Here is a 14,646-nt window from a genome sequence, read left to right as displayed (position 1 = left end):
CCGTGAACTTTTTGATGGAGGCGTTTGTCGATGTCGTCTGGGTCCAGCGTGGAGGATCAACCCGTTTCGATCGGTGCCGGAGCAGGCTACCTGAAGGACTACTACGAGCACCTCGCTGAGGAAGACGAGCGGGCGTATTCGGCGGAGTTGCTGGCAGCGCGCGCCCAGACGCACCGCGAGACGGCGGCAAAGCGGTTCCCCGGCGTCGCTAATATTTCCATTTCCGACGAGGCCGACCGCAGCGTCGTCTACATCGTCACCGACGACATGCCCTTCCTCGTAGACTCCGTCAACGCGGAACTTGTCCGGCAGAATGCCCCCATCCATCTGGTCATGCATCCGCTGTTCGTGGTGACCCGCAACCGTGAGAGCGGTGAACTCGTCAGGGTCGACCGGGTGCCCTCACACTTGGGCATCTCCAGCGGGGACACGGCCGCGATGCCCAACCTTTCGCACCTGATCGCCCAGGGTGACAATGCCTCGCACATGGAATCCTGGATCGCCGTCGAAATCGACCGGGTCGAGGACGCCAAGCGCGCCTCCCTGGTGGAAGGCATCGGGCGGGTGCTCGGCGACGTGCGTGCCGCCGTCGAAGACTGGCAGAAGATGCGGAACCGGGCACTCCAGATTTCGCAGGACCTGGACACGCTGGCCGATGCAGCGCAGATCGCCGAACTCCGCCAGGCCCAGGCGCTGCTGCGCTGGATGGATGACGGGAACTTCACTTTCCTGGGCTACCGCGAATATGACCTAAAGAACGAATCCGGCGAGGATGTCCTGGAACCGCGGGAAGAGAGCGGTCTCGGGCTGCTGCGCGGCGGCGCCGACACCCCGCACCAGATCCAGCACCTCACCGAGACGGGCCGGAAGAAAGCCCGCGAAAAGCGCGCGCTCGTCATCACAAAGGCCAACTCCCGTTCCACGGTCCACCGCTCGGCGTACTTGGACTACATCGGCGTCAAGAGCTTCGACGCAGCCGGCAACGTCAACGGCGAGCGCCGCTTTATCGGGCTCTTCGCCACGACGGCTTACGCGGGCTCCGTGCGTGAGATCCCGGTGGTCCGCGAGAAAGTCGCCGCGGTGTTGAGCCAGGCCGGCTTCCCGCCCGACTCCCACTCCGGCAAGGACCTGCTCGGCATCCTCGAAACCTACCCCCGCGACGAGCTGTTCCAGATCGAAATACCCGATCTGGCCGCCATTGCGACCGGCATCCAGCGGCTGCAGGAACGGCGCCGGACCCGGCTGTTCCTCCGCCCGGACATCTACGGCCGCTTCATGTCGGCGCTCGTCTACCTTCCGCGTGACCGGTACACCACGAACGTGCGCCTGCGCATTGAGGAAGAACTCCGCGAGACCTTTGATGCGGTGTCCATCGATTTCGAGGCGCGGATGACCGAGTCCGCCCTGGCCCGGCTTTTCTTCCGGATCAGGCTTCCGAAAAACGCCGATGTCAGCAACGTCAACAGCGACGAACTCGAGAAGCGCCTGGTCCGCGCCGCGCGCTCCTGGGGCGAGGGCATCGCCGAGGTGCTGCGCGCCCGCGCCGACGGCAACGGTGGCACCAGGAGTGCCGGCGCCAAGGAACTTGCCGCCGAGTGGGCCGAGGCCTTCCCCGCGAGCTACCGCGTCGATTACGAGGTGGAGGATGCCCTGGAGGACATCGCCCGCTTTGAGAAGTACGGTGCCGCCGCCGCTCCGGCCGGGGAAACGGCCAAGGAACACCCCGGAGTCCACGTCTACCTCCCCGACGGCGCCGGAGCCACCCTCGAAGAGGACGCCCGCGTCAAGCTCTACATGCTTGAGCCCAAGAGCCTGAGCCAGATCCTGCCCTACTTCCACAACCTGGGCCTCGAGGTCCTGGACGAACGCCCGTTCGAGATCGAGACGGCGGACCAGCGTGACTTCTTCCTCTATGACCTGGGCCTGAAGTACCCGGCAGGGGTGGACCCGGTCAGGACGGGGCAGCTGCTCGCGGACTCTTTCGGCGCTGCGGTGTCCGGTGCGGTGGAATCGGACAGCTTCGACCGGCTGGTGCTGCGCGAGGGGATGCAGTGGCGCCAGGTTGTCGTGCTGCGCGCCTACGCCAAGTACATGCGGCAGATGGGCAACACCAACTCCTACGGCTTCCTTGCCGACACCCTGCTGGCCAACCCCGATGTCATCCGCGGCCTGAGCGCCCTGTTCGAGGCCCGTTTCGATCCCTCGCTCGGCGAGGAGGCACGCCGGAGCCGGCAGGAGGAGGTCCTCGCCGGACTGGACGCAGCGATCGAACAGGTCGCGACCCTCGACGCCGACCGCGTCCTGCGTACCTTCAAGAACCTGATCCAGGCGACGCTGCGGACCAACTACTACCAGAACAAACCGCACCTGAGTTTCAAAATGAACCCCGCCGCCATTGACGGACTGCCGTTCCCCAGGCCGATGTTCGAGATCTGGGTCTACTCGCCCCGGGTCGAGGGCGTGCACCTGCGCTTTGGCAAGGTCGCCCGTGGCGGGCTGCGCTGGTCCGACCGGCGCGAGGACTTCCGCACCGAAATCCTTGGCCTGGTCAAGGCCCAGACGGTCAAGAACGCCGTGATCGTGCCGACCGGCGCAAAGGGCGGCTTCTACGCCAAGCAGCTCCCGGACCCTGCTGCGGACCGCACCGCGTGGATGGCGGAGGGCGTCGAAAGCTACAAGACGTTCATCCGTGGCCTCCTTGACGTCACCGACAACCTCGTCACGACGCAGGACGGCGAGCAGCTGGTGCCGCCGGCCGACGTCGTACGGCACGACGGCGACGATTCGTACCTCGTTGTCGCGGCCGACAAGGGGACGGCCTCCTTCTCCGACATTGCCAACGGCCTCGCCGCGGAATACGGATTCTGGCTCGGCGATGCCTTCGCCTCCGGCGGCTCCGTCGGTTATGACCACAAGGCCATGGGCATCACAGCCCGCGGGGCCTGGGAGTCGGTCAAGCGCCACTTCAGCGAGCTGGACCTGGACACGCAGTCCGAACCGTTCACCGTCGTCGGCGTCGGCGACATGTCCGGCGACGTGTTCGGCAACGGCATGCTGCTGTCGAAGCACATCCGGTTGCTTGCGGCCTTCGACCACCGGCACATCTTCCTCGACCCCGCCCCGGACGAAGCCGTGTCCTTCACCGAGCGGCAGCGGCTCTTCGAGCTGCCGCGTTCATCCTGGGATGACTACGACAAGGCCCTGATCAGCGAAGGCGGCGGTGTGTTTGCCCGCCAGGCGAAGTCCATCCCGGTCTCCGACCAGGTCCGGTCCGCGCTCGGACTCCCTGACGGCACCACGCAGCTCAGCCCGCCCGAACTGCTGCGCGCGATCCTGCTCGCTCCGGCCGACCTGCTCTACAACGGCGGAATCGGAACCTACGTCAAGGCAAGCACGGAAACCCACGCCGAGGTCGGCGACAAGGCCAACGACACCATCCGGGTCGACGGCCGCGACCTGCGCGTGAAGGTCATCGGTGAGGGCGGAAACCTGGGCATGACGCAGCGCGGACGCATAGAGGCTGCCCTCCAGGGCGTCATCCTGAACACCGATGCGATCGACAACTCCGCCGGTGTGGACTGCTCCGACCACGAGGTCAACATCAAGATCTTCGTGGACCGGATGGTGGCCGCGGGGAAGCTGGATCCGGCGGAGCGTTCGGAGTTCCTGGCCTCGATGACGGACGAAGTCGGCCGGCTCGTGCTCGAGGACAACATCGACCAGAACATCCTGCTGCTCAATGACCGGATGCGGGTTGCCGAATGGAGCCCCAGCTATGAGCGCCTGATGGACTGGCTGGAGAAATCTGCCGATCTGAAGCGCGAGCTGGAGGCGCTTCCGACCACCGAGACGCTGCGTGAGCGGCTGGACCAGGGCCAGGGGCTGACCTCGCCTGAGCTGTCGGTGCTGGCGGCCTACGCCAAGATCGAGCTGGCCTCGGCACTGCGGGACAGCGACCTGGCCGACGACCCGTGGTTCCGGGGAGTCCTTCGGAACTACTTCCCGCTGCAGCTCCGGGACCGGTTCGACGCCGAGCTCGACACCCATCCGCTGCGGCGCGAAATCATCGCCACGGTGGTGGCGAACGACATGATCAACATGGGCGGCATCACCTTCGCGTTCCGTGCCATGGAAGAGACCTCGGCCACCGAGGCCGCCGTCGCCAAGGCTTTCGTAGCGCTCCGGGAGGTCTACGAACTGGACATCATGATCGGCGAACTCAACGAGTTGCCGGCGTCGTTCCCGACAGAGCACTGGAGCGCCGTCCACCTGGACATCCGGCGGCTCCTGGACCGGGCCGTGCGGTGGGTCCTGGGCGAGAGCAGCGCGTCCCGGCCCATTGCCGAGATCGTGGGGGAGTTCAAGCCGCTGATGGATCCGATGCGGGCACGCCTGCTGGACTACCTGCGCGGCGATGACCGCGCCCGGGTGGCCGAATGGCTGGAAAAGGCGCGCCGCTGGGATCTTCCGGAGGACCTGGCCCACCGCTGGGCGGAACTGTTCGAGAGCTTCGTGCTGCTGGACATCGCCAAGATTGTCCATGTCAGCCCGGAACCCGTGGAGAACATTGCCCATGTCTACTACACGGTGTTCAACCGCTTCCATGCGGATTCGCTGCTGGAGCGCATTACGAAGCTGCCAAGGCGGGATCGCTGGCAGGCCCTGGCCCGGGCCGCGCTCCGTGATGATCTTTACTCAACGGTCTCGGATATGACCACGGCGGTTCTGGAGTCAACGCCTTCGGACCTGCCCGCGGAGGAACGCCTCGTCGCCTGGGAAAGCCAGAATGTTGAGCAGCTGGGCCGGGCGAAGAGCATGTTTGACGAGGTGAACGCCCTCGAGGCCGATGACATGGCTTCGCTGTCGGTAGCATTGAGGCTCTTGAGGTCAATCGTCCGACGCTAGGCAGCCGACGCTGCCGCCGTCGCAAATGGAGGTGCTGTGGCAATCTTTACGGACCCTATCAGGGAGCATGCTGATTTCGGGCCGGGGGATGCCGAGTGGTTGCACCTCCTGGTCGGCGACTGGCAGATGGTCGCGGATCTGGCGTTCGCCGACCTGGCGCTGTGGTTCCCGCATCCTGAGCTTGGCTATGTGGCGCTCGCCCACGTCCGCCCCTCCACCACGCATACGGTGTTCCACTCCGACTTCGTGGGGGAGGGGATCCGGTCCGACTTGAAGCCGCTGGTCGACAAGGCGTGGGAGAGCCGGATCATCGAGCGGTCCAACGAGACCAACTGGAGCAGTGACATGGCACTCCGGGTGGAGGCCGTGCCGATGGTCCGCAACGGCCGGACGCTGGCCATCGTCACGACGCATATGGACCTGTCCAGCTCGCGTATGCCCTCGCGGCTGGAGCTGACGTACCGTCAGTGCGCCTATGATCTGTTGCGGATGGGGACGCTGGGCCTGTGGCCGGACTTCGCCTCGCCCACGGGTTCCCGCCGCGGCGCGCCCCGCGTGGGGGACGGTCTGATCAGGCTCGACGCCGAGGGCATCGTCCAGTACGCGAGCCCCAACGGGGTCTCGGCGTTCCGCCGGCTCGGCGACGGCGAGTCGCTGGAGGGCCGGAGCCTGGCCGAGGTGACGGCCGGCCTGCTGAAGGACCGGCGGCTTGTCGACGAGACTCTGCCGCTGGTTGTCACCGGACGCATGCCGTGGCGCAGCGAAATCGAGTCCCGCGGCGTCAGCCTGTCGCTGCGGGCCATTCCGCTCCGCGACGAGCAGCAGCGCTTTGGCGCCCTGGTCCTGTGCCGCGATGTCTCCGAGCTGCGGCGCCGGGAAATGGAGCTCGTCACCAAGGACGCCACGATCCGGGAGATCCACCACCGGGTCAAGAACAACCTGCAGACCGTGGCCGCCCTGTTGCGGATGCAGTCGCGGCGCATGGTCAGCGACGAGGGCAAGCAGGGGCTGGAGCAGGCGATGCGGCGGGTGGCCACCATTGCCCTGGTGCACGAAACGCTGTCGCAGGGCCTGACCCAGAGCGTCGACTTCGATGAGCTCATCGGCCGCCAGTTCCGGCTCTCCGCCGAGGTGGCTTCCCCGTCGCAGCAGGTGAAGACGGCGCGCTCCGGACTCTTCGGCGAACTGCCGAGCGACTTTGCCACCCCACTGGCCCTGGTGATTAACGAACTGGTGGCGAACGCCGTCGAGCACGGTCTCGAGGGCCGGACCGGCACCGTCTGGCTGATCGCGGACCGCTCCGAAAGCGAGGACGGCGACGAACTGCTCACCGTGACGGTGGAGGACGACGGTGTCGGCATCCCGGCCACGCCCTACGTGGAGGGACTCGGCCTGCAGATCGTGCGCACCCTGGTGACGAGTGAACTGGGCGGCAGCATTCAGTGGAGGGCCCGGGAAGGCGGCGGAACCGCGGTCCAGATCGTACTGAGCCTGGCCCCGCGGTAGCAGGGGGGCGGGTCTTCCGGTTAATTAGCAATGGCCACAGACGGGGGTCTGCGGCCATTGCTGTTGTGGATGAAGCGGATCGCCGGCGTTCCCGGCGTCAGAAGTTCGGTGTCAGGAGGCGCGGCGGGCGCGGGCAGCGCGGCGCTTCAGGGCGCGGCGCTCGTCCTCGCTCATGCCGCCCCAGACGCCGGCATCCTGTCCGGACTCCAGTGCCCACTGCAGGCAGGTGTCGACGACGGGGCACCGTCGGCAGACACTTTTGGCTTCCTCGATCTGCAGGAGGGCAGGACCGGTGTTTCCTACGGGGAAGAACAGCTCCGGGTCCTTGTCAAGGCACGCTGCGCGGTTACGCCAATCCATGCTGATCAGTCACTCCATTTCTTGGGCACACGTTAAATGCCTTTGTGAAATTATTCACTAGAGGCTTCATAAGAAAGGGGCCCTCTGGGGCCCCCTCGGTCATCTGGATTAAGCGTGTCATGTTAACGCTGCGTAAACAAGGGGTAATTGGCTGCAAAATGCCTCGGAATCGTGAGCGATGCATCACATTGGCTGGCGGCGCCCTCACATCTGAACGACTATGTCCGGTACTGTGCCAATGTGTCAAGAGACCCAGAAAACTCCTCCGAAGCTGCCGGCAGCAGCGCCGCCGACCAGGCAGGAAAGGCCGGATCCCTGGCTTCCTCAGGGCGGCCCTCGGGCATCCGGGTGATAGCTGTCATCGTGGCACTGGAAGCGACGGCGCTGCTGGTGGCGGCCATCTGGTACGGAAGCCAGTTGCTCACGGGTGCTCCCGTGCTCTCCTTCTGGGGCGCGGTGTTTACCCTGGGGCTTCTGCTGGCCTTCTCCGCCTGGCTTGTTGCCGTGTCCCTCTTCCTCTTCCGGGGATACCGTTGGCCGCGCGCGGCTGCGCTGGTGGCGCAGCTGTTCACGCTGACCATCGGCTTTCCCACCATGACAGGCGGATACCCGCTGGCAGGCCTGGCCATGCTGGTCCCGGCTGTTCTCGCCATCATCCTGCTGTTTGACAAACGTGTCATCGCGTTCGCCTCCCGCACCGGCGGGGCACCGCCCGCCCTGTAGGCGGCTCCATCGTGGCGCCATGGACGCCGTGCTCCGGTGCCGCCATGGACGCCGCGCCGCCATGCCCGCGCCGCCGTCGGCTTCCCCTGCCCCAGGTCCGCGCCCAGCCGGGAGGGCCCGTCCCGTAGCCGGCTCCCTACGGTTCTCTTCCTCCACTGCTGCCCGCGGCGGGGTCGACCGCCAGCTGCACTGCCCGGGCCCGCCCGTCTGAAATCACGACGGCGCGGCCTGGCGGAGGGTTCTGTTCGAGTTCAAACCTGACTCCGAAGAGTTCTCCGTCCATAAGCCCCCGTGGGCCGATAAGAACGCCCCGCCCCTGGCCGACTCCGTTCTGAGCCACCGGGACCCGCTGCCGGATGCCCGGTCCGAAGCCGGCGGTGAGGACCACACGCCAGCCCATGTTGTTTAGCAGGAGCAGCCGCGCATTAGTTTCGGGGGACTGCAGGTCGAGGTCGTCGACCAGGAGAAGTGCCGCCGGGTCCAGCGCGCCGGACCGAGCAGCCTCATGCGTCCCGATCCAGTATCGTTCAGGATAGGCTGGCGCCCGCAGGCAGTTGACGGCCGGGTTAAGACCCGGCAGGGCCGACAGCAGCGACGTCTTCCCGGCGCCGGGGCCGCCGAGGACGGCCAGGACGGCGCCGGGAGGCAGCGGCACGCCCGCCGGAAGGAGTTCGTCGCCGCCGACCCCGAGGCACAGGTGTCCCGGGAAGGGAGGAGAGGTCCGTGCTTCCCGGGCCCCGGCACCAGTCGATGGTGCTTCGGCACAGATTGCGGCATTTGGTCCGTCCCGAGCCAGGACTTCCGCGACCGTCACGAGTCCGGGAAGGGGCTCGACTCGGAACGGCCGGAAACGCACGGTCAGGGTGGCCGCGCCCCGGGTAGCGGCGGCGCACGGCGCAAAGAGCTGTCCGACGTGCCCGGAGGACGCGGCGCCGGATATCGGCCCAAACACCACGGCCCGGCCGGCGACCGCGTCGGTGATGGGCATCCGGGGCCACGCCAACCGTCCCTCTTCGGTCGAGCCGGCAGGTAGGAAGATCCGGTTGGGAATGGCAGCGAAGAACCGTGAGGTCACGAGCTCGCGTTCACCGGACACCAGGACGGTGATCCGCGCCCGGGCGCCGTCCCGCACGATGTCCTGGACCAGATCTTCGGCCCATGCCAGAGGCCCCGCCCGAAAGGCCGAAACCCAGGATCCCCAGCTGCACAGCGCCAGAACGAGAGCAGGGGCGCCGTGCGTGGAAGCGGCACCCAGTCTCGTTGTCATTTCTTCGGAGACACGCTCCAGCACCCGGACTGCACGGCGGAGTTCGTGCAGTCCCACTACCGCGCCGACCCGCGGGGATGTCAATGGGCTGAATGTCCCGCCGGCATCAAGGAGGTAGAGATGTGATTCGTCAGGGCAGCCGAGGAGTTGATTAGCGATGAGTCCCAGGACGGCATCCGTGCCGCCGCTATTCCCGGCGACCAGCGCCAGATGGCCTTGGGTTCCCGGATGCCAGCAGACTTCGGAGACGCGCTGTTCTTCGGGGATATCCAGCAGCCCGAGCCTGATGCGGCCGAGGCTCCCGTCCGGCGGGAAAGGCAACTGCTTGGGGAGTGGCTCGGCGACGGGACGGCGCGGCCGGTCGCCGCCGGTCGCAGCCCACGCCGCGGCTACTGCTTCCTCCAGTTCGGAGACCGCCCGGGAAGGTTGCGGGGCGGGGCCGCCCGCCACGCCGGGGGACTCTCCAGCTAAGGGGCGGTGGAGGAATTCCACTGCCTCCATGACGGTTGGGCAGCGGACCACCGGCTCGCCCGCTGACGCCAGTGCTGCCGTCTGAAACTGTTCCGGAGCTTCGTGTCCCCGCATAAGGTAGGCCCGGCCCGGACTCGTAATAGGGATGGCCGCCGCCAGCTTCGAGTTGATGATATCGAACGATTCCAGCTCGGACTGGACCCTCAGGGCGACGCAGCTGGTCACGTTGGCGCGGATGTCCGCGGACACTGCGCCCTGGGGCCGCTGGGTTGCCATGATCAGGTGTATCCCGAGAGAGCGTCCGATCGCAGCAATCCGCATGAGCTCAGCCAGTGCGTCGGGAGCTTCGTCGACGAGCATCCTGAATTCGTCAATGATGAGGACCAGATGGGGCAGCGGCGGGCCGGCCGGAGCAAGGATCTCGTAGGCGGTGAGATCGGCCGCGTCGTACGTGGCGAGGAGCTCTTCCCGGCGGCGTACCTCGGCCGCGAGCGAGACCAGGGTGCGCGCCACCTCGTTGTCGTCCAGATCCGTGAGGAGCCCCACGCAGTGTGCGAGGCCGGCCAGCGGACGCAGGCCGGAGCCGCCCTTGAAATCGATGAACAGCAGATTGACCCGGTCAGGTGGGTGGGCGGCGGCCAGCGCTGCGGCCAGGGTCCGGAGGAATTCCGATTTGCCGGATCCGGTGGTGCCCGCCACCAGGAAATGCGGACCGTCCGCCAGGAGATCCAGCCGCACAATGCCTGAAATTGCGACGCCGATCGGGACGCGTAAGCCCGGAGTGCTGGCCGATACGGCCCACCGCGTGGCGATGTCGGCTGCCGAGAGCGGAAGCAGCTCGCCAAGGGAACGGGCCTCTGGGAGGCCGGCGACGGGAGCTGAGGCTTGCGCTCTTGCCCAAGGCCGCCGACAGTTGCGGTCGAAGATTCCGGACGGAAGCAGATCGGGAGTGAATTCCAGCGGGGCGCGGGCAGATGAAAGCAGAGCGGAGCGCTCCATGAGGACGATGGCCGCGCCGGTGGCCGGAGCCGGATCGCCGGAGCAGTCGAGGACCTGCCAGCCCAGGCTGACCGCCGCGGCGCGCAGGGCAGCGGTTCCCTGGGGCTTGACGATGATCAGCACGCCCCGCTCGTAGTCCGGACCAAAGCCGGCGGACAGCGATTCGAGGGTTGCAGCCTCCTGCGCGGAGAGGGTCGCAGCTGCCAGGAAGCGGGCGGCAAGAAGTGTTGGGGTTGGATCGTGAATAACGATCCGGGTCCGCCGGGCCGCGGGGTAGCAGGCAAGCTGAAGCACGATGGATCTGACCAGCCCGGCGACGGCGGGTTCCGGCCCCCGAAGAGTCGTCACAGCCGTCCCGGGGTCAAGGGTCACCGGCATCATTCCGAGCGGCGGTGGCCGGAATCCGGACTCCGACGGTTCCAGCCGGACATTTGCGTCCTGCCGTGCTTGTCCCAGCCGTAGCCACACGGGGCCCGTGGCGGCAGTAGCTTTCACCGGGTCGGCCCCCGTCACCGCACAGCATAGGGATATATCGCCAGCGGATGGCGCGCCCCGCCGTCGTCGTTCCTTGTCCTCGCGCGCTGCAGCTGCGACGGCGGCGGACAGTTCGCGGCGCTGCCTTCTGCCGGCAACGACGGGCACCAGAACCGAAACCGCTGAGACGATGGTGAAGGCCAGGAAGATCCACATGCCCGTCAGGAGGGCCAGGCCGACTCCGATGGCCAGCGGCAGACCCGCAGCCAGCAGCAGGGCCGCCTTGTTGCTGTGCGCCGTGGGATTGCTGACCACCAACGGCGCCGAGACGTCGGCCCCCGCAGTGGCCGGAATCCCGGGGTCCACCGTCCCGGTGAACACCAGGGACATCAACGAGGCGCCGCACTGAATGGAGGACTCCGTAGAGACAGCCGCCGAATGCACCTTCCTTCCATCAATGCTCACGCCGTTGGCACTCCCGAGATCGGAGATTGTGACGGCGGAATCAGTCACTTCCAGCCGCGCATGTTCGCGCGACAGCTCCGCATCCGGGATGACGATCTCGGTGCCGCTGCGGCCAATCCGGAAGCGCCCGCGCCGCAGCGGGACGACCAGGCCGGCGCCCGGCCCGCTGTGCACGACCAGGGCGAGCGGCGCCGCTTCCATAGCGGCTGCCGGTGCGACGCCGTCCACCAGGACGGCACCGTGCGTGAGCGGACCATCGCCAACATTCAAAGCAGCCGCCCGCACGCCGTCCACTGACAGCTTCCCGGTCCCGTAGCGCCGGGAGATTGCCGCCTCCAGTTCCGCGCCGGAGCAAGTTGCCGGCACTTCGACGGACAATTCCAGCGGCCCGGACGTGAGTGCGGACCCCGCCGCCGCAACCAGGGTGCAGTGCAGCATCATGGAGGGGGATCCTTTCCGCGTCGTCGTTTGCATCCCACGCTAGGCGCGTGAGCGGCGACCGGGAGTGGGGGATTCGGCCTATGTGGACAGCCAACATCAATCGGGGAAACGGCCGGCGGACGCCGCCCGCCGAGGGCGCTGCCCAGGGTCCCGATTCGCCGGTTCGCACTTTGACTCGGGTAGGCTGGACCAGCAGACAATGCACAACATTGCGCTGCCCGCATTCGAATCAGGAGATTTTGTGACCGCTGACCTTGTCATCGTAGGGTCGGGCTTTTTCGGCCTGACAATCGCAGAACAGGCCGCCACGGAGCTGGGCTTGAAGGTCGTTGTCATCGACCGCCGCCACCACATCGGTGGCAACGCCTACAGCGAGGAGGACGAGCAGACCGGGATCGAGGTACACCGCTACGGCGCCCACCTCTTCCACACTTCGAACGAGCGCGTCTGGGAGTACGTCAACCGTTTCACGACGTTCACCAACTACGTGCACAAGGTGTACGGCGTCCACAAGGGCGAGGTGTACTCCCTGCCGATCAATCTTGCCACCATCAATCAGTTTTTCCGCGCCAACCTGACTCCGGGCGAGGCCCAGGAACTGATCAAGGAACAGGCCGGGGAACTTGCCGGGACCGATCCGCAGAACCTGAACGACAAGGGCATACAGCTGATCGGCCGTCCGCTGTATGAGGCGTTCATCAAGCACTACACGGGCAAGCAATGGCAGACAGATCCCAAGGACCTGCCCGCAGGCATCATTTCCCGCCTCCCGGTGCGCTACAACTACGACAACCGCTACTTCAACGACAAGTACGAGGGTCTGCCGACGAACGGCTATACCGCGTGGATCGAGAAGATGGCGGAGCACCCGAACATCGAGGTGCGGCTCAACACGGACTTCTTTGATGAGTCGCACGAGTACAGCAAGGATAAAGTCGTCGGCAACATCCCGGTCATCTACACCGGGCCTGTTGACCGCTACTTCGACTCCTCCGAGGGCGACCTCTCCTGGCGCACCATCGACTTTGAGAAGGAAGTTCTCGACGTCGGGGACTTCCAGGGAACGTCGGTGGTCAACTACAACGACGCCGATGTGGCCTACACCCGCATCATCGAGCCGCGCCACTTCCACCCGGAACGCGACTACCAGACGGAAAAGACCGTCATCATGCGCGAGTTCTCCCGTGCCGCGGAAGAGGGCGACGAGCCCTACTACCCGATTAATACCGCCGCGGACCGCGAACGCCTGCTGAAATACCGCGACCTTGCTGCTGCCGAGAAGGACGTCCTGTTCGGCGGACGGCTCGGCACCTACAAGTACTTGGATATGCACATGGCCATCGGATCCGCCCTGACGATGTTCGACAACCAGATTCGCCCACATTTCGAAAATGGAGTGCAACTGGAAAGCGGAGGAGTCGACGCGTGAGCGCAGAATTGCTGGCTGCGCCGGATAAGGGCGGCGGGCTGTTTGACGTTTTTCGGCGCCGTGACCTGCTGCGACTGATCGTCCGCAAAGAACTCAAGGTTCGGTACCGGAGCTCAGTCTTGGGCCTGCTGTGGTCCTACGTCCGACCTGGCGTGCAGTTCGTGGTCTTCTATTTCGCGCTGGGAGTCTTCCTCGGCCTGAACAAACAGCCGAACTTTGTCATTTACATGTTTTCGGGGATCATTCTCGTGAACTTCTTTTCGGAGGCATTCGGCCAGGCAACACGATCAGTCGTCGCCAACGGTGCACTTGTAAAGAAGATTTATTTGCCTAGGGAGCTTTTCCCAGTGGCGTCGGTTTGGGTCGCCATAGTCCATTTCCTCCCGCAGTTGCTGATTTTGCTGACGGCCTGTTTTTTCTTCGGTTGGACTCCTTCTCCCGTCCAACTGGTGGGTGCTGTAGCCGCATTCGTCATGGTGACCATGCTGTCGTTGGGATTGGGTCTCCTCTTTGCAGCCGCCAATGTGATGTTCCGCGACTCTGAGAACATTGTGGATCTCATGCTGATGATGGCGACGTGGCTGTCCCCCGTGCTATACCCGTGGTATTTGGTGCGGGACACGCTGGGCGAAACTTTCTACTTCTTCTATCAACTCAATCCAATGACGATCGCCGTCGAGATCTTCCATGCCGCTTTCTGGGCGCCCACCGCAGCAGTACAGGCTGCGCCGGAAGGGGCGAGGCTCCCGGAGCACTTGATGTCACAGTGGCTCCCGATTGGCTTGTTGATTTCTCTCTTTATCCTGGTCTTGGGGCAGTCCGTATTTCGTCGCCTTGAGGGCAGATTTGCGCAGGAGTTGTAATGGGTAATGAGGCAATAATTGTTGAAAACGTTTCTAAGCGATTCAACCTTCGCCATACGCGCTCCCTGAAAGAGACCGTGGTCTGGCTGTTCAAGGGACGCCGGGGGGACCTCTCATCCACTTTCATGGCTTTGGACGGTATCGATCTGAGCGTGGATGTGGGTGAATCGGTCGCGTTGCTTGGCTTCAACGGATCGGGGAAGTCAACTCTGCTCAAGCTGATTTCCGGCGTCATGAGTTCGGACACCGGTAGCATCCGCACGCGAGGCAAGGTCGCCGGACTGATCGAAGTCGGTGCGGGGTTCCACCCGGACCTGACGGGGCGCGAAAACGTCTACCTCAATGGCGTGATTCTGGGGATGACGGAGCAGGAAACAACCGACCGATTTGACGAGATCGTCGAGTTTTCAGAGATCGGTAAATTTATCGATACCGAGGTGAAGTTCTACTCCTCCGGTATGTTCCTGCGTTTGGCTTTTTCAGTCGCCGTGCACACGAAGCCTGATGTCTTTTTGATCGATGAAATTCTTTCTGTCGGTGATGAGCCGTTTCAGAAGAAATGCCTGGCGCGTATTCAGGAACTTCGAGAGTCCGGGTGCACGCTCGTGGTTGTCAGCCACGACCTCGACATGGTGAGCAAGGTCTGCGATCGGGGAGTGGTGCTGCGCCAGGGGACTAAGGTCTCTGACGGCCCAATTACCGACGCCGTACGTCTTCTGAGGGAAAACTAGTGCAGCCACTAC

8 protein-coding genes are annotated in these 14,646 nt (G+C 65.1%); 6 read left to right on the top strand and 2 right to left on the bottom strand.

Translation table 11 applies throughout. The features are described 5' to 3' along the window. Positions 1 to 30: 30 nt before the first annotated feature. Positions 31 to 4,905, top strand: coding sequence for an NAD-glutamate dehydrogenase (locus AC50YM_RS03135; protein ID WP_494955550.1), 4,875 nt, complete (start codon positions 31 to 33; stop codon positions 4,903 to 4,905). Between the two features lie 36 nt (positions 4,906 to 4,941). Continuing rightward, complete coding sequence (locus AC50YM_RS03130; protein WP_494955549.1) at positions 4,942 to 6,411, top strand: sensor histidine kinase; 1,470 nt, start codon at positions 4,942 to 4,944, stop codon at positions 6,409 to 6,411. A 111-nt stretch (positions 6,412 to 6,522) separates the two neighbouring features. Here the strand turns inward: AC50YM_RS03130 and AC50YM_RS03125 are convergent, their stop codons facing one another. After that, positions 6,523 to 6,771, bottom strand: a complete 249-nt coding sequence (locus AC50YM_RS03125) for a WhiB family transcriptional regulator (protein WP_003804966.1) — start codon at positions 6,769 to 6,771, stop codon at positions 6,523 to 6,525. Positions 6,772 to 7,011: 240 nt separating this feature from the next. Between AC50YM_RS03125 and AC50YM_RS03120 the strand changes: the two genes are divergently transcribed. Further along, positions 7,012 to 7,494, top strand: coding sequence for a hypothetical protein (locus tag AC50YM_RS03120; protein ID WP_494955548.1), 483 nt, complete (start codon positions 7,012 to 7,014; stop codon positions 7,492 to 7,494). 136 nt (positions 7,495 to 7,630) lie between these two features. Here AC50YM_RS03120 and AC50YM_RS03115 read toward each other — a convergent pair whose 3' ends face one another. After that, positions 7,631 to 11,611, bottom strand: coding sequence for an FtsK/SpoIIIE domain-containing protein (locus AC50YM_RS03115; RefSeq protein ID WP_494955547.1), 3,981 nt, complete (start codon positions 11,609 to 11,611; stop codon positions 7,631 to 7,633). Between the two features lie 241 nt (positions 11,612 to 11,852). Between AC50YM_RS03115 and glf the strand changes: the two genes are divergently transcribed. Genes glf through AC50YM_RS03100 form a run of 3 tightly spaced genes read left to right on the top strand, consistent with a single transcriptional unit; the run spans position 11,853 to position 14,634 of the window. Next, positions 11,853 to 13,040 (top strand): UDP-galactopyranose mutase, encoded by a 1,188-nt coding sequence (gene glf / locus AC50YM_RS03110; protein ID WP_494955546.1) that lies wholly within the window; start codon positions 11,853 to 11,855, stop codon positions 13,038 to 13,040. Continuing rightward, positions 13,037 to 13,903 carry an ABC transporter permease gene (locus tag AC50YM_RS03105; RefSeq protein WP_494955545.1) on the top strand — a complete coding sequence of 289 codons (867 nt, stop codon included), beginning with the start codon at positions 13,037 to 13,039 and terminating at the stop codon, positions 13,901 to 13,903. Before glf ends, AC50YM_RS03105 begins: the two co-directional genes overlap by 4 nt. Further along, positions 13,903 to 14,634 carry an ABC transporter ATP-binding protein gene (locus AC50YM_RS03100; protein ID WP_494955544.1) on the top strand — a complete coding sequence of 244 codons (732 nt, stop codon included), beginning with the start codon at positions 13,903 to 13,905 and terminating at the stop codon, positions 14,632 to 14,634. Before AC50YM_RS03105 ends, AC50YM_RS03100 begins: the two co-directional genes overlap by 1 nt. The last annotated feature ends 12 nt before the right edge of the window (positions 14,635 to 14,646 follow it).

The sequence above is a fragment of the Pseudarthrobacter sp. RHLT1-30-1 genome, from assembly GCF_059383415.1.
Note: the sequence above shows the minus strand (reverse complement) of the source record. Positions and strands in the feature narration are given on the sequence as shown.